A 21,263-nucleotide genomic window follows, 5' to 3' on the forward strand; every position below is an offset into this window, starting at 1 on the left:
AGTCAGGTTTCCTGACATAGAAAAAAGCGAAACTCCTCAGAATAGAAGCTTCGCTTTCGATAATTAATATATGCAATTAGACCAATGCGGTCTGCATACGGCCTTCTTCAATCAGCCGGTACGCACGCTGCACTTCTTCATCGGAAGGTGACTCTACCCCTTCAAGCTCATAGGGACGGCCAAGCTCCTTCCATTTGTAGATGCCCATTACGTGATAAGGCAGGATTTCGAACTTCTCTACTCCATTAAGTGTGCCAATGAACCGTCCAAGATTCTGTAGATCCTCTTCCTTGTTGTGAATGCCTGGAACATAGACATGGCGAATCCACATTTTACGGTTATTATCGGATAACCAGCGGGCCAGCTTCAAGGTACGGTCGTTGGACTTACCGGTCAGCTTGATATGCGCTTCATCATCAATATGCTTCAGATCCAAGAGCACCAGGTCAGTAACATCCAGCAGGTCGCTGATTTTCGATCCATCATTATAGCCATTGGTATCAAGCGTGGTATGCAGATTCCAGCGTTTCTTCACCTCGGTGAACAGTTGCTTCACGAAATGCGCCTGGAGGGTTGGTTCACCGCCGGATACGGTCAGGCCGCCGCCGGACGTTTTATAATAATTCAGGTAAGGCTCAATTTCCGCCAGTACTTCCTCGACGGTCATTTCCTTGCCTTCATTGAGTTCCCATGTATCCGGGTTGTGGCAGTATTGACACTTGAGCAGGCAGCCCTGCATAAAAAGCACGAAGCGGATACCCGGGCCATCCACCGTTCCAAATGTCTCCAAAGAGTGGATATGTCCTTTAAGCATGAGATGTCATCCTTTCGAAAAAAACTTAAAATTTTAACCACTTTCAGACAAGAGTGTACCGCCCTCTTGCAAGGGCGGCAGCTCTTTGATTGATTTCAGTTCTTGTAGAACAAGAATGCTTCTTACATGGAATCGTGGAATGTACGGTTGATAACATCCATCTGTTGTTCACGGGTCAGCTTGATGAAGTTAACAGCATAGCCGGATACGCGAATGGTCAACTGTGGATAGTTCTCTGGGTGATCCATAGCGTCAAGCAGCTGCTCACGGTTAAATACGTTAACGTTCAAGTGCTGAGCGTTATTGTGGAAGTATCCGTCCATCATGAAGACCAGGTTGGACTTACGGGAATCTTCGTCTTTACCCAGCGCCTTAGGAACGATGGAGAAGGTATTCGAGATACCATCCTGTGCATCGGAGTAAGGAAGTTTGGCAACAGAGTTCAGGGATGCCAGGGCGCCCTTCTTGTCGCGTCCGTGCATTGGGTTAGCACCAGGAGCGAATGGTTCGCCTTTTTTACGTCCGTCAGGAGTAGTACCAGTCTTTTTACCATATACAACGTTTGAAGTGATAGTCAGTACCGATTGAGTCGGCACAGCATCACGATACGTTTTGTTTTTGCGGATCATCGACATGAAGGTTTCAACCAGTTCAACAGCAATGCCGTCAACAGCGTCGTCGTTGTTACCGTAGCAAGGGAATTCACCCTCAGTTTCAAAGTCGATAGCAATACCTTCTTCGTTGCGGATTGGCTTAACCTTAGCGTATTTGATTGCGCTCAGGGAGTCAGCAGCAACGGACAGTCCGGCAATACCGCAAGCCATAGTACGCAGAATGTCGCGGTCATGCAGCGCCATTTCGATACGTTCGTAGGAATATTTGTCATGCATATAGTGAATGATGTTCAGCGTATTGACATAAGTCTTAGCCAGCCATTCCATCATTGGTTTGAAGCGTTTCATTACTTCATCATAATCCAGGTATTCAGAAGTGATCGCAGGATATTCAGGACCTACCTGAGCACCGGATTTCTCATCTTTACCGCCATTGATCGCATACAGCAGAGCCTTAGCCAGGTTGGCACGGGCACCGAAGAACTGCATTTGCTTACCGATACGCATTGGGGATACGCAGCAGGCAATCGCATAATCTTCACCCCAGTATGGACGCATTACATCATCGTTCTCATATTGGATAGCGCTGGTCTCAATAGATACTTTGGCACAATATTTTTTGAAGCCTTCAGGAAGCTTCTCAGACCACAGTACAGTCAGGTTTGGTTCTGGAGCAGGTCCCAGATTGTACAGGGTATGCAGGAAGCGGAAGCTGTTCTTGGTTACGCGGGTTGTGCCGTCTTCAGCCATACCACCGATGGATTCTGTAACCCAAGTTGGGTCGCCGGAGAACAGGTCGTTATAGTCAGGCGTACGCAGGAATTTCACGATACGCAGCTTCATTACGAAATGGTCAACGATTTCTTGAGCTTGCTCTTCAGTCAGAGTACCTTCTTCAACGTCGCGTTGAACATAGATATCAAGGAAGGAAGATACGCGTCCAAGGGACATTGCCGCACCATTCTGTTCTTTAACAGCTGCCAGATAACCGAAGTATACCCATTGTGTAGCTTCTTTGAAGTTCGTAGCCGGTTTGGAGATGTCCATACCATGAGCTGCAGCCATTTGTTTCAGTTCGCCAAGAGCACGCATTTGCTCGGACAGCTCTTCACGCAGACGGATAACATCTTCTGTCATGGAGTCAACTTCAAGCTCAGCCAGTTGCTGCTTCTTGTCTTTAATCAGGAAATCAATACCATACAGAGCAATACGGCGATAGTCGCCGATGATACGTCCGCGGCCATAAGCATCAGGAAGGCCTGTGATTACGCCGGATTTACGCACAGCTCTCATATCTGGTGTATATGCATCAAATACGCCTTGGTTATGCGTTTTGCGGATGTTCGTGAACATGTCAACGATATTCTGCGGAAGCTCGAAGCCGTAAGCCTTAGTAGCATCGATCATCATCTTGATACCGCCGAACGGCTGAATGGAACGTCTGAAAGGCGCGTCAGTCTGAACGCCGACAATCTGTTCCTTATCCTTGTCAATGTAGCCAGGAGCGTGGGAAGTGATGGTGGAGACAGTATCGAGGGAAACGTCCCATACGCCGCCTCTTTCTCTTTCTTCCTTGCTCAGCTGGGAGATAATCTTCCACAGTTCAGTTGTATTGCTGGTAGGTCCAACCAGGAAATCTTCAGTTCCTTCATAAGGCTTGATGTTCTTGGCAATAAAGTTGTTAACGTCAACTTTCTTGGCCCAGACACCTTTTGTGAAATTTCTCCAACCTGATTTTGCTTCTAATACTTCTTTTTCAATCACCGACATGCTAAATCCCTCCATTTATATTTATTATATTTGTAGAGATCGCGGGCTTGAAGGTTAATCCCGTGTCTCGTGATCCCGAGGCTAATAGTTGTTATAAAATTCACAATCACATCTTCATAACGGGGATCGTTGTCTATATAAACATTTTAGTTTATTTTCTGAAAAAGGACTGTGACAAATATCACTCTTTCGGTGATATTTGTCACTTCCATCCAGTCCCATATTAACCTTTAACCTTATTCTTTGCCAGGCAACCGTTAATTAGTTATCGAATTTGCCGTAGAATGCGTTGCGGTATACATCAGCAAGCTCGGAGACCAGCGGCATTTTAGGATTGGCAGTAGTACATTGGTCTTCAAATGCACGGTCAGCCAGATAGTCTACACGGGATTCAAAGTCCTTAGGATCGAAACCAAGAGCCGAGAAGGATTCTTCGATACCGAGTTTTTTGTTCATGTCGCGGATTGCATTGATCAGGCTGGTTACGCCTTCTTCGGTAGTGCGTGCAGGCAATCCCAGAATACGGGCGATTTCTGCGTACCGTTCGTCAGCTACAAAGTGCGAATATTTAGGGAACGAAGCGAACTTCGTAGGTTTCTTGGCATTGTAACGGATAACATGCGGCATCAGGATCGCATTGGTACGGCCGTGTGCGGTGTGATACTGTCCGCCCCATTTGTGTGCCAAGCTGTGGTTAATCCCCAGGAATGCGTTGGCAAAGGCCATACCGGCAAGCGTCGAAGCATTGTGCATTTTCTCACGGGCCAGCTTGTCGCCTTGCAGTGCGGATTTCTCCAGCCACTGGAACACCAGTTGGATGGCTTTGATTGCCAGACCATCGGTATAGTCACTGGCCATTACAGATACATAAGCTTCGATAGCATGTGTCAATACGTCCATGCCTGTATCGGCAACTGCAGTCTTAGGCAAGCTGTAGACAAACTCAGGGTCAATAATTGCTACGTCTGGAGTCAGCTCATAGTCAGCGAGCGGATACTTGGTATTATTGCCTGTTGTCTTGTCTGTGATAACTGCGAACGATGTTACTTCAGAACCGGTACCCGAAGTGGTTGGAATGGCAACGAATTTCGCTTTGTTGCCGAGCTTAGGGAATTTGTATACCCGTTTGCGGATATCCATGAACTTCTGTTTCAGGCCGTTGAAGTCTGCATCCGGATGTTCGTAGAACAGCCACATGCCCTTGGCAGCATCCATTGGGGAACCACCGCCGAGTGCGATGATGCAGTCCGGCTGGAATCTGTTCATCATAGCTGTACCTTTTTCTACAGTAGTAGTCGATGGATCCGGTTCAACTTCCGAGAACACTTCGATCGCTACAGGAGTCTGGCGCTGACGCAGATAGTGCTCAACTCTTTCAACATACCCCAGTTTAACCATTACTGGGTCAGTGATGATAGCAACGCGTGTGATATCAGGCATTTTGGCCAGGTACTGAGTGGCTCCCTTTTCGAAGTAAATCTTGTCAGGTACTTTAAACCATTGCATATTCACGGTACGACGATTCACCCTTTTCACGTTGATCAGATTGATTGCAGTGACGTTCTGCGATACCGAGTTGCGTCCGTAAGATCCGCAGCCCAGTGTCAATGAAGGGATATTAGTGTTATAAATGTCGCCGATTGCGCCGTGAGTCGATGGCGAGTTGACGAGAATACGTCCGGTCTGCAGACGGTTGGAGAACTTCATGATTACTTCTTCGTTGTTGGAATGGATAGCCGAGCTATGGCCCATGCCGCCAAATTCAACGATTTGAGCTGCGCGCTCGATACCCTGGTCAGCATTCTTCACTTTGTAGCAAGCCAGAACCGGGCTCAGCTTCTCAGCGGACAATGGATATTTAGTACCTACACCTTCAAGCTCAGCTACCAGGATCTTCGTTCCGGCAGGAACCTGAATGCCGCACATTTCAGCGATCTTCACAGCGGATTGGCCAACGATAGCCGGGTTAACTGCACATTTCTCTACGTTCATTGCGCCGCTGGTCAGCTTAGCTGCTTCTTCTTTGTTCACAAAGTAACAGCCGTTTGCAATCATTTTCTTTTTCACTTGATCGAAGATGGCTTCTTCAATGATAACTGCCTGTTCGGAAGCACAGATCATACCATTATCAAAAGTCTTCGACAGGATAAGGTCTGTTACAGCCTGATCAATATCAGCACTCTTCTCAATGAAGGCAGGCACGTTACCAGGGCCTACGCCGAGTGCCGGTTTGCCGCAGCTGTAAGCTGCCTTGACCATTGCCGATCCGCCGGTTGCCAGAATCAGTGCAACGTCCGGATTGTTCATCAGTGCGTTTGTTTTGTCCATCGTAGGAAGCTCAATCCATTGGATGAAGTTCTCAGGTGCGCCTGCTGCTACGCCTGCATCATGCAGAATTTTGGCTGCTGCCGCACTGCACTCTTGCGCTGACGGGTGGAAACCGAATATAATAGGGTTACGTGTCTTAGCGGAAATCAAAGCTTTAAACATCGTGGTGGATGTTGGATTGGTTACCGGTGTGATACCCATAATGATTCCGACTGGTTCAGCAATCTTCTGGAAGCTGTCATAAGCGTTATCCTCAATAACGCCTACAGTCTTGTCGTACTTAATACCGTGCCAGATATATTCAGTGGAGAAGATGTTCTTTGTAATTTTGTCTTCGTATACTCCGCGTCCTGTTTCTTCAACAGCCAGTTTTGCCAGGTACATATGCTTGTCGAGTCCGGCCAGCGCCATTGCATGAACGATTGTGTTTGTCTGCTCTTGATCCAGGCCCATGAACGCTTCGTGGGCTTTCTTTGCTTTATCCACCAAAACCTGAATATACTCTTCAGCGGTGGTTTGTTTCACTTGGGCGGCGACTTCGTTTTTAACTGCCATCTCCCTCGTCCTCCTGTCAATTTTTAGGTTGTTTCTTTCTATACATTTATCTTAGCACATCCTTTTCACCTTGTATAGTGAAATCTTTCACAAAGTTTAAAGTTTTTTTTGAGTTGTTTTCAAAGCGCTTTCATTCGATCATATACTAGCGTTTCTTCCATATTATATGTAATATTTAATTGATATTTGTCTATTCTGCGAACGAAATACGATAGTCTGCAGCGTTGATGGCCCATCATGCCTCGAAATTCCGGTTGGGCTTCGGGAATTTTGCTCATGAATGCCAAGCCTCCACTTCGGTTCATCCGTCGCTTTTCTACAGACTCACTCTGACGGTGAATATAAATATAAATTTCTGCCAAGTGGAAACGGCTTTGCCGTCCTTTTAAAGGACGGTACCGTTTCAGCGAGAAATAGAAGGATAAGTTATCGTGTGCAACCTATAAATTCTTATATTTTCATAAAAAAAGAGACAGCATCTCTGCTGCCCCCCTTATTCATCTCTTCCCCTAAGTCTAGAAAGAGACATCCCAGGCTACTCTACCTTAATGGTATCGAAAAATTTCTTCTGTACGGTTGCGGCTGCTGCATCAAGCTGGGCCTTGGAGTCCGTGCCTTCCTTGGCGAACAGCTCCTGAATGACATTGGACATGGTTGCATAGTAGTCCTGGGTATTGTACTGCGCCTCAGGCTTGCCGTCGAGCAGAGCCATAATATCTGTATTGTATTGATATACAATATCAGAGTATTTGTCATACACTGCTTTGGTCTTCTTGCCGAACTCGGAATCAGCGGCATAGTAATCAAGAAGCGGCGGAATGAAGTATTTGCCGTCCGCCTTGCGCTGCTGCAGAATGGCATCGAGCGCTTCCAGGCCTTTATCCGAGAAATAGTCGAAGGTAATATAACGGAAGGCCATCTCCTGCTCATCCTTGCTGGCGTTAGGGTTGATGACCAGATAGTCGCCGCCGAGAACACCGGTATGCTTGCCGCCTTTCTCAGCCGCAGGCATTGGATAGGTCAGCACATCCTCAGGCTTGAACCCGCCCTGATTAAGCGCCTGTTCAATGACACCGTCAGATCCGGCCATCACCATCGCGGTACGGCCCTGCTGGAAGGCACCTACCGCATCGCCCCAGCCGAGCGCCCAATCCTGGGGAACCGCTTTGGCTTCCCATCTCAGCTTTTTATAGAAGTCCAGCGCTTTAACACCAGCTTCGGAATTGAAGGTGGCCACCACCTTGGCGCCCTCAATCTTCTGAATCTCTCCGCCTGCTTCGAACAGGAAGTTGGTCCAGTTCCAGCCGGCTTCGTTGCCTTTGCCCATCGGGGCAATCCCGGAGATACCTTTCTTGGGATCGGCCACTCCTTTGGCTGTGTTCAGCATGTCGTCCCAGGTCCAATCCATTGGAGGTACGGCTACACCTTTGTCATCCAGCATCTTCTTGTTGATCATTGTTGTAGTGACGTAACCCTTCTGGGTAACCCCATACACCTTGCCGTCAATGATGAACTGGTTCTGCAGCACAGGATTGATCTGATCCTTGAACTCATAGTTGTTCCACAGATCGGTGATGTCGGCAACCCAGCCCTTCTCTATCAGGAATTTGGCTTCGGTGGCATACGTGTTGAAGAAGGTTGGCGCTTCGTTCGCAGCCATCTTCACTCCGATCTCGCTTACATTATACTGCCAGTCGTCCTTGACGATCTCCACGTTCGGATAGACTTCCTGGAACCGCTTGATTTTGTCATCCTCCTGCGCTCTCACCTCGGTCAGGTCCGGCGTAGGATAGTGGATTTTGATTGTTACCTTTCTCTGGGTGATATCGTCAGCCGGTGCTGCAGACGGAATGGCTGACTCTTCCGCCGCCTGGGTCGCTGCTGGTGCTGGTGTCGCTTCTCCCCCGTCAGCCGCCGGCTTGTTGCCGTTATTATTGCCGCCGCAAGCGGACAATAAGGTCCCCGTGACCAGGAGACAGGCGAATACGCTGGAAACTTTACGCATGGTAACTCCCCTTTTCCATATCATAATGAGCTTACAAATTCATCTTAAAAGAGAAACCGTTTACAAACGAGGTGTATTTATATTCCCTTCATGTGCAGGAGTACGATCTCTACCGGAGCTCATCCTTCCTGCTCAGCCTTTGACCGCAGACAATGAAACTCCGCGCATTATGAACTTCTGGAAGACCAGGAATACCAGGATCGGCGGCAGAGAGACAATGAACAGAATTGCGAATTTGATGTTCGTATTCAGCGCTTTTACATTGATAACGTACTTATAGATAGCGGTAGCGAGCGTATACTTCTCCTCACTGTGCATGACCAGCGACGGCCAGAACCAGTCATTCCAGGCTGTGGAGAAGATGAAGATCGCCAGTGTTGCAAAAATCGGAACCGACAGCGGCACCGCAATGGTGAAGAAGCTTCTCGGCTCCGAGGCCCCGTCCATCCGCGCGGCTTCCAGAATCTCGGGATGAATCCCGTCGAAGAAATTCTTAAGCAGCAGGAAGAAGAACGTGTTCGCGCCTGCCGGCAGCCAGAAGGCCGCATATTGATTGAGCAGGCCAAGCTCCTTCAGATTGACAAAGTTCGGAATCATATAGCTCGTGGCCGGAATGAACAGCGTCATCAGGAAGAAGAAATAGAAGACCTTGCGGTACGGCACATTCATCCGTGAGATACTGAAGGACGCGAGTCCCAGTACAATTAAGGTAGCGACCATATTTCCTGCAAAAATATAAAGGGTGTTCCGCAGAAACATAGCCAGATCGATATAATCCAGCGCATCCTTCAGATTGCCGAAATGCCATTCCTGCGGAAAAAAATGCGGTGGAAAGGAATTGACCTCGACATTCGACTTCAGCCCGTTGAACATCGTCATGAGGATGGGGTACAGCATGCTGAATATCATCAGGACAATGAACAGCACCATAATTCCGTAGACCACCCTGTTGCTGGTCTTTTTCAGGTCATGCTCCGAGAGAATACCTCTGTCTGCGCTCTTCATGCTAGTTGTCCTCCTTGTTAAGCTTGAACTGAAGAATGCCCAAACCGCCCAGAACAACAAACATCAGCATCCCCAGCGCAGTCGCCGTACCATAATCCAGTCTGGTAAAAGCATACTTCACAATAAGCAGCGCATACGTCAGGGTAGCATTGTTCGGCCCCCCGTCCAGCAAGGCCAGCTGTGACTGGTAGCCCTGAGAGGTGGCAATCACCTGAAGAATCAGCATCAGCAGAATCAGATTGCGCAGCGAAGGCAGGGTGATGTGGCGGATACGGGCCCAGACTCCGGCTCCGTCAATCTCGGCGGCTTCATACCAGTCCCGGGGAATACTAAGCACCGCAGCAAGATAGATCAGCATCCCCGAGCCAAACTGCTGCCAGGTCTCCATGAAGACCAGCGAGATCATCGACCACCGGGTATCGGTCAGGAAGGCGATCTGCTCCGCTCCGGTGCTGCCGATTACCGCATTTATCGGTCCAACGGGATCATACAGCCAACGCCACAGCCCGTATAGGACTACAGCAGGCATGACATATGGCAAATACGCAGCAACGCGCACGAATCCGCCGAATTTCCGCAGCTCGGAGACGGCAATGGCAAAGGCAATCGGAACCCAGAAGCCGATCACCAGGCAGAGCAGCATATAGTACAAGGTGTTTTTGACAGCAATCAGCACATCGGGGTCAGTAAGTGCCCTGGCATAATTGTCCAGGCCGACGAAGGTATTCCCTTTGACGAAATCAACGGTGTAGAAGCTGTACAGGAACCCTTTGAAGATAGGCACCCACATAAACATAATGAAGATAATCAATGCGGGGACAAGAAACATCACGCCCCAATAATTCTTTTTCCAGCGGTTCTGCTTGTACGGCTTGCTCTCGAGCTCCGCTGGAAGGTGATCATGTAACGCAGCAGACTGATTCATTCCGGCTCCCTCATTCCTGTCGTCTTTCAGCACTTTATGGGAAAGCGCCTCCTGTCTTCATTGTAGGAAATGAGGGAGAGACTTAACATGTCTATATCTATGGCAATCGTAAGCGTTCTTACTTCTTCAGTTCGCTGGGGCTGAGCCCGTAGTATTTTTTGAAAATTTTGCTGAAATGCTCCGGCGACTCGTATCCCACCCGCTCCGCAATCTCATACCGCCGCAGATCGGTGTTCAGAATCATCTCCCGGCTGTCCTCCATCCGCAGCTTAATGACATATTCCCACAGGTTATAGCCTGTATTCTTCTTGAACAGATAGCTCAGGTAATTAGGGCTGACATGATTCTTCTTCGCTACTTCATGGATCGTCAGACCCTTCTGGGCGTAGTTCCCGTCAATGTATTCCTTCGCCTTCTGTACGATCAGATTGCTGTGCGTGTGCAGTTCCTCGGGTGACGGATCAGCAGCATAGCTGTTCCAGTTGAAATCTCCATAATAGAACACATAATGATCGGCATGCTCGTTGTTCCAGAGGATGGCCTTCGAGGCTTGCCGGTTCAGCACATCCATGAAGCTCAGCCCCTTCAGAATCTGGCTGATGCCGATGACAGCCCGCAGCTGCAAATAGCGGTTAATATTGTAATGGAGGCTGCGACCCAGCACCTCCAGCCGGCTCAGCTGGCCGGTGGATGGCTCCTCGTAGCTATGCTCATCCCACTGGATGATGACCGTAATCTCCTGGTCCGGCGAATAGAAGGCAGTGGAATTCCACTCCTGATCCAGCAGCTCCTTGGCAATATTCAAGGCAGCGTAACACAGCAGGGTATGATCGTGGGTAGTGTACCTCTGCTCAGGCCGGTCTTGCGGCAGGGGAAGCTTGATTTTGATCACCGCAAAAAACGGCCCCTGCAGTCTCAGCTCATCCAGCTTACCCCGCTTCTCCTCTGCCCCCAGCACCGCCGCAGTCTCCGTAAGCAGACTGTTCAGCAGCTCGCTGTACTCGGGAAGCGGCTCCTCCAGGCGGAAGCGGTCTGCATTCCCGTCCATATAAGTGGCCAGCTCCGGCGACGGTCTATTCATCTTCAGGACGACACTGCGCACCGAATCCAGGAACTGCTCACTGTTCAGCGGCTTGATCAGATAGTCTCTCGCACCCAGCCGGACGGCCATCTGGGCGTACTGAAAGGTCTCATGCGCAGAGATGACGATCGTCTGCATCCAGGGCCTGGTCATTTTGGCATGCTGCATCAGTTCGATCCCGCTCATAGCCCCCATCTGGATATCGGTCACAAGCAGATCGATCTCCTCCATGCGGATACAATCCAGTGCCTCATACCCGCTGCCGGCCGTATAGATATGGTCAATATCCAGCCCGGAAGCAGCCAGCAGACTGCTCAGTCCTTTGCAAATGAGCGGCTCATCATCAACAACCAGTATATTGAACACCGTATTCTCTCCTCTACTCTATAGTCTCTGACTTCGGAAGGATCACACTTACTATCGTGCCTCCGCACTCGCGCGGTCTATAGCTGATCCCGTAATCCACGCCGAAGTGCAACTGCACACGCTGATGGATATTGCGGATACCGTAGCCGTTCACCGGGTTCGGGCTGTCATCATTAAGTATCTGTTCGATAGCCTTATAATCGACCTGCTTATAGCCGTTATCCTCAATGGTAATCCGAATCCGGCCATCCTCCAGCACAGAGGTAATAATGATTTCGCCGTCCTCCTCCATATGCTTAACCCCGTGGATAATCGCATTCTCGATCAGGGGCTGCAGCGTGATCTTGGGAATCAGATTCCTGGTCGTCCCGGGAGCGATATTCCAGATAACGGCGAACACATAATCATGCCGGTGCTGCTGGAGCTTGATGTAAGCACCGGCATGCTCAAGCTCCTCTTCGAGCGTGATCAGCTCCCGGCCCCGGCTTAAGCTGATCTTCATCAGCTTGGATAATTCCTTGATCATTTCCGCGGATTCCACGTTGCCTTCGAGCGAGCTTTTCCAATAAATACTCTCCAGGGTGTTGTACAGCAGATGCGGGTTGATCTGCTGATAGAGCAGCTGCAGCTGCGATTCCTTCTGCTTCAGCTCCATCTGGTATTTGTACATAATCAGGCTGTTGAGCCTGCGGGCCATATCATACGTGGCGTTAATCAGCACACTGACCTCATCGTTGCTTCCTCTGCGGGGAGTCTCAGGCACACGGTTGCCCGGCTCATACTTGCGCACAAAAAAAGCCAGCTTCTGCAAAGGCGTCATCAGCGAACGCCAGAAGTAGGTAATGATGATCAATCCGAACAGCGCATAGGCCACTGTTATGTATTGAATGACGCGTTTCATTTCGTTTTGCTGCTGGAGCAGGGATTTGACGGGTACCTTGTAGACCAGCTTTTGCTCAAAGGCATGATTGTTGTTCACCACATAGATGAAGTCATCAGTGATAATATCCTCGGTTCCCTCCGGATCTCCCGCCTCCGAACCGTCCGGCAGAACGATCACCTCTCCGGTTGAATTCGTGGTGGAGGCCAGCACACGGTTGCTCATGTCCGTCAGATAGATTTCCCCGTCCGGCAGTGAGATGGACCTTAGCGATTCACCGATCTTCGATTCCATCTTGGTCACCACCAGCACGCCGAGCGTTCCTTCCCCGCGGTAAATATTATTGACAGCCCTGACATACGTAAGCGTCTTCAGATCTTCGGCCTGCGGACTCAGCTTCTCGGTGAACATCAGGGTACCGCGGCCTTTCTGCTGCACCACCTGTTCGAACCAGTACGGCCGTTCCTCCTTGGAGAAAAAATAAACCCCCGCCTTCTTCACCTGCGGAAAATTGGGAGCGAAAAAGTAGTAGTTATCGGGATCATATACATACAGCGAGTAGTAAATCCCGTCACCCCGTTCCGCTCCCTGCGAATAGCTGCCGAGCAGCTTCTCGATGGTCTCATAACGTTCCACCCGCTCCAGCACCGTATCATTCCCGCTCATATTGAGCTGCTGCAGGACCGGATTCTGGATGACGGTGGTCGTTATTTTGTTAACTGTATCGATGTCTCTGTTAATAATGGCGAAATTCTGCTTGTTCAACTCCACATAAGCATTGGTCACATGGTGCTTCAGAATCTCCTCTGCCTTGTAGTTGCCGTAGCTGTTCAGAATCAGAATAGGCGTAATCATGATCAGGAACAGCAGAATCAACTGCTGCTTCACACTGAGCCGGACAATGGGTTTTACAAGCGTGGACAACATCTGGATTCACCTCCAGTTCCAATAATACAAGTGGAAACGGCGTTGCCGTCCTTTTAAAGGACGGTACCCTTTCAGCGAGAAATAAAAGGATAAGTTATCGTGTGAAACAAATGAGTTCTTATATTTTAACAAACCTACAAGCGCTTACACAGGTTTATTTCAAAGTTGTTTATGTCTATTTGTATGGAGTTTTTCAGCCAAGTGAAAACCAGCCCACACACGAACACCCCGTGTTGGACTGGTTTTATAGTGTCTCATCCTGATCACATTGAGCCGGACGGCTTATACTAGCTGTAATTCTTCCTTTACTGTTCTCAAAAAAGCAAGCACAGCAGCAATCATCTGCTCCAGCCCCGGTTGTTCAATCGGAAAATGACCTGCACCCTCTAGAATCACAGATTCTTTCCTGCCTTTAAGATGGTCATAAAATGGTCTGCTGAAACGGTAAGGCGTCATAGGATCTAATTGAGGATGAACGAGTAATACCGGACAAAGGTCAAACTGCTGAGGTTTCAGGACCGGTTTCATATTTAGAAAGGTTCTTAATAAGCGTAAAGGGATTTTTGTTCCTGCCGCATGAGGATCATTCATAATGAGTCTGGTCAGTTCAGCGTTGTTCGTGATCCATTTCATCCGGGATACTTTATTCACAGAGATCTGCAAGGAGTCTAGGAGGTCAGGGAATTGATTCATACACCATCCGCCTAACCGGCTAATGAGTTTGTTGGGAGCTAACTGATCACGAACCTTCACATCACTCGTATCCACAAATGTCGTTGCAATCAACCCTTTGACCTGCTTACTTTGTACTGCGGTGTGATAAGCCAACATGCCGCCAATACTGGAGCCCAGCAGAATAATAGGCTTGCCGTCCCGTTTCAGCTCCTGTTCGATCAGTTCATTCAGGATGTCAATCCAGAGTTGATAATCCAATGATTCCCCTGAATCGGTATAGCTTAGACCATAGGGAGGCAGATCCGGAGAGACGACTTCATAACCATAGGTTTGCAGCATGCGCGTATAAGGCGCGAGCAACCTGCCATTGCCGCCAGCTCCATGAATGAAAATGATTTTTAAAGGTGCGTCAGGAGCTGGCATACGGTCCAGATGAATATGGGCATTATTCCAGATCATCCATTCCTCTGTCGGCAGATATCCTGCATGGACCTGCATTTCTTCAGGGAAAAATCTTTGGTATTGTTTCCAATAAGTCACCGATTGGTTATAGGATGAATCCTTGTTCATGAATAAGCTGTTCCTCTCTCAGGGGACCGGGATTTCTTTTTCCATAATGTAATCATCCATGACGAATCCGTTCCCGATATCTGCCACTTGTTCCCTAAGGATCCGAAAGCCCTTTCTTGTATAGACCGCAATACTTGATTCATTATCACGATTGACTGTCAGCCATATGTGAGTCAGGTTCCGCTCCTGACACAGCTTCTCCAGGAAGACCAACGCCTGGCTGGCATAGCTGCGCCCCCTGTACTCCTTGCCTATATAGAACTTGCTCAGGAAGAGCTTCCCTTCCACTTGTCTGGCCGACATATACCCCACCGTGGAGCCTTCCCCGCTATGGATTAAGTAATATTCGTAACCCTGCTCATGGATCTGCTGCGTAATCGCTGGAACCGACTGGTACTTGCCAAGCATATACTCGATCTGCTCGGAAGTAATAAGGGTGATATAATATTCGCGCCATATCTCTGCCGCCAACAAGGCAACCTCAGCGGTCTCTTCCGCTGTATTCACTTGTTGAAATCTAAGCTCCATAATATGTACCTGCCTTCCCTGAGTCTCTCGTATCACCCTATCCTTGGACACGGACATTGAAGCAGAAGTTCACGTTCTGGTATACCCGTTCAATTGCAGCCACGAGGCACAGGCATCCGTCCAGGTCTTGGTGTGCGGCTCTTCAGGGGCTAAGCCCAGACCGTGTACACCGTGCGCATAGATATGCAGATCAAATGGAACCTTATGACGGCTAAGACCTGCGGCGAACAGCAGGCTGTTCTCCACCGGAACATAATCATCGTCCGAGGTATGCCAGAGGAACGTTGGCGGCGTGTCCGGGGTTACCTGGAACTCGCTGCTGAGCTTAAGCGACAGCTCCGCATCAGGAATGGCTCCCAGCAGATTCTCCTTCGAGCCTTGATGTGTGACCCCTTCGGTCATCGAGATAACCGGGTAGCATAGAATGAGGCGGTCAGGACGGCTGGACAGCCGCTCCAATGGCTCCGGGTGATCAGGATTGCCCAGATCATAAGATACCCCGGCGGTAGAAGCGAGATGTCCGCCCGCCGAGAAGCCCAGAATACCGAGACGGTCTGGGTCAATGCCGAATTCGTCCGCGCGGAAGCGGATCGTACGCAGCGCCCGCTGCGCATCCAGCAGCGCACTTGGGTATTGGTAAGGCGCAACACGGTAACGCAGCACGAATGCTGAGATTCCGAGTGTATTCAGCCACTCCGCAACCGGACCGCCTTCATGGTCGGCACGCATCGCATACCCGCCTCCCGGACAGACCAGAACAACGGCATTCCCTTTGCCTTCAACTAAATAAGGTGTGATCGCAGGCTGATCCTCTTCACTGGCTCCCAGCGCTCCAGGCGCACCTTCAGGCCATAGCAACAACGTTTCCATCATCATCCCTCAAGCTTTCCTTCTATAATAGAATAGATAATAGAGGAAAAAAGTTCCTCAAGGGCCATTCTATCAAGGTCTTACAATTCATGCAATCCGGATATCACCAGATCCGCTGCCTTCAGCACTTCAGCCTTCCCGATGCCGACCACCTGCATTCCTGCCGCCTTGCCGGCGGCTACTCCGGCCTCGGCATCCTCGAATACCACACAGTCCTGCGGCTGCAGCCCCAGTTCCCGGCAGGCACACTGGAACACCTCAGGGTCCGGCTTAGCCCGGGCTACCTTATTGCCGTCAATAACAACGTCGAACAGCCCCGCAATATTCAGCTTATCCAGTATGAATTCCGCATTCTTACTCGCAGAGCCAAGGGCAATAGCCACGCCGCGTGCTCTGAGCGCATTCAGATAGGCTCTGACTCCGGGCAGCAGCTCTGATTCATCCATACCGGAGATATATTCCACATAGAGGCGGTTCTTCTTCTCCGCCATCGCCAGCTTCTCTGCTTCGCTGTATTCAAGGCCGCCAATCTCAAGAAGAATATCCAGGGATCTCATCCGGCTGACGCCCTTGAGCCGCTCATTGTCCTGTTCGGTGAACGGGAAGCCCAGCTCCCCGGCGAGCGAGCGCCAGGCCAAATAGTGATACTTCGCCGTGTCTACAATCACGCCATCCAGATCGAAGATAGCGCCCTTCATATGCTCCAGCATCATTGTCATGCTCCTCTCTGATTGGACTCAGACGCTAACTCCAGGATCGCACCGGGAGGGCACGGCACCGCCTCACCGCCGAACCCGGCGAAGCTTACCGCTTCGCTGTTGCCCGGCGCTGCCGTAACCGTGATCTCTTCGCGGCCGATCCGCAGCCGGAAGCTGCCTCCGCGCAGGATTACCGGCAGCTCAATGGAACTCCAGGTCTCCGGCAGAGAAGGCTTAAGGGTGACGGTCTGGCCATCAAATCGCACACCCGCGAAGCCAAGAACCACAGCCATCCATGCGCCCCCGTTCGCCGCCGGATGCGTCCCGCCAATATAGAGGTCACCAACATACTGCTTCGATTCACCGGTTAGATCTACGGTGGCAGTGCGCATGAAATACGGATATCCCCAATCCGGCAAGCCGATATCCGCTGCAGCCAGCGCATAGATACACGCGCTGAGGCTGGAGCCATGCTCGGTTCGCGGCTCATAGAATTTCCAGTTGGCCTGCTTCACTTCCCTGCTGAATCTGTCCCGGAACAGATGAAGCATGAGCACCACATCGGCCTGCTTCAGGATTCTTGTGGTTGTTGCCAGCCCGTTGCCTCCGCCCCAGTACTCATTCGGGTGAATCATCCGTGCCTTCAGCTCAGCCAGAGACACATCCTCCAGTTGCAGATAACGGTCGAATTGTTCAATCACCAGCGTATCCGGGTCCGGTGCGGAACATAGAGCTGTGCCAGCATTGCTGTGAACTCATCCAGGAACGGCCCGTCTGCATACGATTCAGCAAGACCGTTATACACAGCCGGATATTTGTCCTGCAACCGTTCTGCTGTCTGCAAGGCAATCTTCAGTGTCCCCTGAACCATGGCGCTCGTAAATGCGTTATTATTCACCCGCTCATGATATTCATCCGGGCCGGTAACATCCAGCAGCTCATAACGCCGCTTCACAGGATTATAGTAAGCATAGGAATAGAAGAAACGCGCACATTCCCAGATCACCTCCGCCCCGCCGTCCGCCAGGATGCTGTCATCTCCCGTGAAGGTCACGTATTGCCAGAGTCCATGCACGACATCTGCACTGATATGAATCTGCTTATCGCGGAAATAGGTCCGCATGGGGCGCCCGGTAAATACATCGTTCACATTGAACAGAGTGCAGGCATCATCCCCCGTATCCTGACTCTCCCAGGCATAAAAAGCGCCCAAATATCCGTACTCCGCCGCCTTCCGCCGCGCACCGTCCAGCGTGTGGATGCGGTACATCATCAGATTGCGGGCAATCCCAGGATCACTGTGCAGGAAAAAAGGCAGCATGAACATCTCCGTATCCCAGAATACTGCGCCCTTATAGACTTGCCCGGACAAGCCGCGCGCGGGAATTGAGACCTTCTCCGACTTCGTCGGTGCAATGATCAGCAGCTGATACATACTGTAGCGCAGCGCAAGCTGCGCCGCTTCATCGCCTTCAATGACACAATAACTGCGTGACCATCGCTCCGCCCACTTGCGCCGGTGCGCCTCCAGCAGTCCGACATATCCTGTAGCGGCGGCCGCCTGGACGGTCTGCACCGCCTGCTCGTCAGGTCCGCCTTCCGCCGAATCGCCTTCGCCATCCAGACCCGTGTACACGGCTGCATATTTGCACCATGTATAAGTCTCACCTGCCTTGGCTTCTATAGAAATATGGCGCAGCGCGGTTCCTCCATCCAGCTCGAAAACAGCGTCAACCCGCTTCGCCTGTTCAGCGGTACCCAACGCTATAAGCTCCGCCACCGCCAGCGGCAGCCCCAGCTCCCCGGTAACCGCTGTTGACAGCAGCGCGCCGCCAGCAGAGCGGCTCTGCTGCTCCAGCAGATGGGGGCCGTTGATATCCCACACCGCGCCATCAATTCCTGTCATAATCTCTATCCGGCAGTCGGCGGTGCAGTGAAGGGTCCATCTGGCGGCCAGCAGATGGAGCTGATCCATGCTGGGGAACCGCTCTGCGGTCAGGGTCAGCTTCCCGCCTCCCGGGATGCTGAACGTTGTCTCCCGCCGGTGGATAGCTGAGCGGAGATCCAGGCTCTGAGTATGAGCCAATGGTTCGGTATCCAACACATTTAGCTTGCAGCCGTTGGCGCTGACTACCGTATACAGCCCGTTCGGGGCGTTCACCGGCTCACGCCATTTGTCGCCCGCCCGGTCATACACTCCGGCCAATGTAACCGCCGCAAGCTGCTCCTTCCCGAACTCCTCAAGGACTCCCCGGAAGCCCATATAGCCATTGCCGGTCATAAATTTGTTGCCGTTCGCCGTAATCCGCCCAGGCTCGAAGCTGCGCTCACTTACCGTCCAGTCCATTACACAGTCATCCCTTCAGCGAGAGGAAGCTCGATTCCTGCTTCATCTACGGTCACCCGCTGATCATAGATCAGCACCTCTGTGCTTCCGCCATTGACTGCTCTGAAGGAAACCGACTCTGCATTTACCGTAATACCCAGCAGTACGCCCCTGCACATCACCTGGAAGCTGTAAGTGGTCCACTTCTGCGGCAGCACCGGCCGGAAGGACAGACAATCTCCATCCGAGCGCATTCCTCCGAAGCCGTAGACGATGTTCATCCACGCTGCGGCGATCGATGTGGTGTGCAGCCCTTCCCGGGTATTGCGGTTATAGTTGTCCAGATCCAGGCGCGTGGCGAACTCGAAGAACCGGTACGCTTCCTCCGATTTGCCCAGCTCACTGGCCAGAATCGAGTGAATCGACGGCGAGAGCGAGGACTCATGAATACATCTCGGTTCATAATATTCATAATTCGCCAGCTTGGTCTCGCGGGAGAACTGTCCGTTGTACAGGAACATGAACATCAGCACATCCGGCTGCTTGATCATATCGTAACGGTACAGGCGGTCATACGACCAATTCGAGTACAGCGGGAATTCCGCAACCGGAATCGAATGAATGTCGATATGCGGCATATCAAAAAATCCGTCATGCTCCTCGTAGATGCCGCTGCCGGGATCGAACGGGATTTTCATATGGGCACGCTTGTGGTCCCAGTCAGCCAATTCCTCCTCGCGAAGTGCAGTAACCGCTATAACCGCCGCATATTCTTCAGGCGCCTCCACCTTCATGAGAGCTACTGTTTCGAGCGTATATTCGAATAACTTCTGAGCCAACAGATTGATGTAGCAGTTATTGTTAACCATAAGCTGGAATTCATCCGGCCCCATCACGCCGAAATATCCGTATTCCCCGGTGCGTTGACCCCACTGGCCGCGGGATGCGTAGAAACGGCTGATCTGAATCAGCATCTCGGCGCCTTTGCTGTAGAGGAATTCCAGGTCGCCGGTGTTCTTCACATAATGCCAGATGCCGTAGGCGACCGCCGTCCCGACATGAAGCTGCAGATTGGAGTGCTGCCACAGGTCACAGCTCTCTGTCCCGTCAATCGTGGCAATCGGATAGAATGCGCCCGCGCAATCCACATCCTTCCCGCGCTGGAGCGCCTGAGGTAGCGTCTTGTAGCGGAATTCCAGCAGACTGCGGGCCGCCTTCGGGTTATTGAAGAGATAGAACGGCAGACAGTAGGACTCGGTATCCCAGAAGGCAAGCCCCCGGTAAGCTTCGCCGGTTAACCCTTTGGCACCGATGTTATACCCGGGATGGTCCCCGTGATATGTCTGATACAGCTGAAAAATACAAAAACGGATGCCCTGCTGATTCTCCGGGTCGCCCTCAATCCGGATATCGCTGGTTGCCCAGATGCTGCTCCAATAGGAGGCTTGGTCAGCAACCACCTCTTCCTCCACCAGCCGGTCCGCCGCTGCTGCAAGCTCCAGGCCTTTTGTCCAGAGACGGTCTGCAGCTGGGGCAGCATCCGTGCCTGTCACATTGACCACAAGCTTCGTGAAGGAAGCAGGCTCCCCTTCAGCCAGCATAAGTGAGAATTTCCGCCCGATATACCGGTCATCTTCCACAAGCTCCGTATGCAGCACCTGCGAAGACTTCAGGACAAAGCCCGAGAACAGCTGATTTCCGGTTGTCAGCGTACGGGCCATAATGGCAGTTATTGCTCCTTCCCCGCCGCGCTGCTGCTCTTTCCACATACTCTGGCCGTGTTCCTCATGAACCATGCCGAAGTCAAGGCCAGTACTAATATCTACCTTACCCGTGAAATTAAGCGCGGTGAAGCTAATCTGCTGCAGTCCCAGATGGGACAGAGTCATGCTGACCAGGCGTGTGAAGCAGAGCTTCAGCTTTTTCCCGTCCGCCAGCAGCCAGATGAACTCCCGTGTATAGGTCCCCGTCCGGAAATCCAGTCTGCGTGTATACGCCTCTATGCGGGAGTGCGCCAGATCCAGGGTTTCACCGTCCACCGAGATTCGGATATGCAGCCAGTCCACGGCATTGACCATGTAGCGCAGCGACCGGATAATCCCCTTATAATGGTTGCCAACCTCCATCTGCTCACTCAGCCCGTTGAAATAACTGCCCGGCAAGGAATCGCCGCTGTAGCCCTCGTCCGCATACCCCCGTACCCCCATATACTCATTGCCCAGTGAAAAAATAGATTCCGAAGTCCGGTTGCGTTCCGGATCAAAGCCTTCCTCAATAATTGCCCAGGGATCGACCTTCAGATAGGGATCTGCTACTTTTGCCATAA

At 51.1% G+C, this 21,263-nt stretch carries 15 protein-coding genes; all 15 read right to left on the minus strand.

What is annotated here, in order from left to right:
* Positions 1-76 precede the first annotated feature (76 nt).
* Entirely contained in the window at positions 77-814 is a 738-nt protein-coding gene (gene pflA, locus MKY86_RS20305; RefSeq protein WP_036731876.1) for a pyruvate formate-lyase-activating protein, read from the minus strand.
* A gap of 122 nt (positions 815-936) precedes the next feature.
* Entirely contained in the window at positions 937-3,198 is a 2,262-nt protein-coding gene (gene pflB, locus MKY86_RS20310; protein ID WP_076079923.1) for a formate C-acetyltransferase, read from the minus strand.
* A gap of 261 nt (positions 3,199-3,459) precedes the next feature.
* Positions 3,460-6,081 (minus strand): bifunctional acetaldehyde-CoA/alcohol dehydrogenase, encoded by a 2,622-nt coding sequence (gene adhE, locus MKY86_RS20315; protein ID WP_036731873.1) that lies wholly within the window; start codon positions 6,079-6,081, stop codon positions 3,460-3,462.
* A 535-nt stretch (positions 6,082-6,616) separates the two neighbouring features.
* Positions 6,617-8,086, minus strand: coding sequence for an ABC transporter substrate-binding protein (locus tag MKY86_RS20320; RefSeq protein ID WP_076079924.1), 1,470 nt, complete (start codon positions 8,084-8,086; stop codon positions 6,617-6,619).
* Between the two features lie 132 nt (positions 8,087-8,218).
* Positions 8,219-9,091, minus strand: a complete 873-nt coding sequence (locus tag MKY86_RS20325; RefSeq protein ID WP_076079925.1) for a carbohydrate ABC transporter permease — start codon at positions 9,089-9,091, stop codon at positions 8,219-8,221.
* Position 9,092: 1 nt separating this feature from the next.
* Entirely contained in the window at positions 9,093-9,920 is an 828-nt protein-coding gene (locus tag MKY86_RS20330) for an ABC transporter permease subunit (RefSeq protein ID WP_143803755.1), read from the minus strand.
* A 214-nt stretch (positions 9,921-10,134) separates the two neighbouring features.
* Positions 10,135-11,463 carry a response regulator gene (locus MKY86_RS20335; protein WP_076079926.1) on the minus strand — a complete coding sequence of 443 codons (1,329 nt, stop codon included), beginning with the start codon at positions 11,461-11,463 and terminating at the stop codon, positions 10,135-10,137.
* A gap of 13 nt (positions 11,464-11,476) precedes the next feature.
* Positions 11,477-13,270 carry a cache domain-containing sensor histidine kinase gene (locus tag MKY86_RS20340; protein WP_076079927.1) on the minus strand — a complete coding sequence of 598 codons (1,794 nt, stop codon included), beginning with the start codon at positions 13,268-13,270 and terminating at the stop codon, positions 11,477-11,479.
* 282 nt (positions 13,271-13,552) lie between these two features.
* Complete coding sequence (locus MKY86_RS20345) at positions 13,553-14,515, minus strand: alpha/beta hydrolase (protein WP_076079928.1); 963 nt, start codon at positions 14,513-14,515, stop codon at positions 13,553-13,555.
* 18 nt (positions 14,516-14,533) lie between these two features.
* Positions 14,534-15,043 carry a GNAT family N-acetyltransferase gene (locus MKY86_RS20350; protein ID WP_076079929.1) on the minus strand — a complete coding sequence of 170 codons (510 nt, stop codon included), beginning with the start codon at positions 15,041-15,043 and terminating at the stop codon, positions 14,534-14,536.
* A gap of 69 nt (positions 15,044-15,112) precedes the next feature.
* The gene (locus tag MKY86_RS20355) at positions 15,113-15,913 is read right to left on the minus strand and encodes an alpha/beta hydrolase (RefSeq protein WP_076079977.1); all 801 of its coding nucleotides are present in this window, start codon (positions 15,911-15,913) and stop codon (positions 15,113-15,115) included.
* Positions 15,914-15,993: 80 nt separating this feature from the next.
* Positions 15,994-16,623: a beta-phosphoglucomutase gene (gene pgmB / locus MKY86_RS20360; protein ID WP_076079978.1), complete on the minus strand. Its 630-nt coding sequence runs from the start codon at positions 16,621-16,623 to the stop codon at positions 15,994-15,996.
* A gap of 5 nt (positions 16,624-16,628) precedes the next feature.
* On the minus strand, positions 16,629-17,312 hold the full coding sequence (locus MKY86_RS20365; RefSeq protein ID WP_340827364.1) for a glycosyl hydrolase family 65 protein: 684 nt from the start codon (positions 17,310-17,312) through the stop codon (positions 16,629-16,631).
* Entirely contained in the window at positions 17,309-18,958 is a 1,650-nt protein-coding gene (locus MKY86_RS20370; RefSeq protein ID WP_340827365.1) for a hypothetical protein, read from the minus strand. The genes MKY86_RS20365 and MKY86_RS20370 overlap by 4 nt, the downstream gene beginning before the upstream one ends.
* A complete protein-coding gene (locus tag MKY86_RS20375) occupies positions 18,958-21,261 on the minus strand; it encodes a glycoside hydrolase family 65 protein (protein ID WP_076079930.1) in 2,304 nt (767 codons plus the stop codon). The genes MKY86_RS20370 and MKY86_RS20375 overlap by 1 nt, the downstream gene beginning before the upstream one ends.
* Positions 21,262-21,263 lie beyond the last annotated feature (2 nt).

Source organism: Paenibacillus sp. FSL R7-0333 (genome assembly GCF_038000365.1).
Taxonomy (GTDB): Bacteria; Bacillota; Bacilli; order Paenibacillales; family Paenibacillaceae; genus Paenibacillus_AQ; species Paenibacillus_AQ silagei.

Excerpts from the sequence above, each read along its gene's own strand:
- pflA (WP_036731876.1), bottom strand. The coding sequence starts at position 814 with ATGCTTAAAGGACATATCCACTCTTTGGAGACATTTGGAACGGTGGAT.
- pflB (WP_076079923.1), bottom strand. The coding sequence starts at position 3,198 with ATGTCGGTGATTGAAAAAGAAGTATTAGAAGCAAAATCAGGTTGGAGA.
- adhE (WP_036731873.1), bottom strand. The coding sequence starts at position 6,081 with ATGGCAGTTAAAAACGAAGTCGCCGCCCAAGTGAAACAAACCACCGCT.
- MKY86_RS20320 (WP_076079924.1), bottom strand. The coding sequence starts at position 8,086 with ATGCGTAAAGTTTCCAGCGTATTCGCCTGTCTCCTGGTCACGGGGACC.
- MKY86_RS20325 (WP_076079925.1), bottom strand. The coding sequence starts at position 9,091 with ATGAAGAGCGCAGACAGAGGTATTCTCTCGGAGCATGACCTGAAAAAG.
- MKY86_RS20330 (WP_143803755.1), bottom strand. The coding sequence starts at position 9,920 with ATGTTTCTTGTCCCCGCATTGATTATCTTCATTATGTTTATGTGGGTG.
- MKY86_RS20340 (WP_076079927.1), bottom strand. The coding sequence starts at position 13,270 with ATGTTGTCCACGCTTGTAAAACCCATTGTCCGGCTCAGTGTGAAGCAG.
- MKY86_RS20345 (WP_076079928.1), bottom strand. The coding sequence starts at position 14,515 with ATGAACAAGGATTCATCCTATAACCAATCGGTGACTTATTGGAAACAA.
- MKY86_RS20350 (WP_076079929.1), bottom strand. The coding sequence starts at position 15,043 with ATGGAGCTTAGATTTCAACAAGTGAATACAGCGGAAGAGACCGCTGAG.
- MKY86_RS20355 (WP_076079977.1), bottom strand. The coding sequence starts at position 15,913 with ATGGAAACGTTGTTGCTATGGCCTGAAGGTGCGCCTGGAGCGCTGGGA.
- pgmB (WP_076079978.1), bottom strand. The coding sequence starts at position 16,623 with ATGCTGGAGCATATGAAGGGCGCTATCTTCGATCTGGATGGCGTGATT.
- MKY86_RS20370 (WP_340827365.1), bottom strand. The coding sequence starts at position 18,958 with ATGGACTGGACGGTAAGTGAGCGCAGCTTCGAGCCTGGGCGGATTACG.
- MKY86_RS20375 (WP_076079930.1), bottom strand. The coding sequence starts at position 21,261 with ATGGCAAAAGTAGCAGATCCCTATCTGAAGGTCGATCCCTGGGCAATT.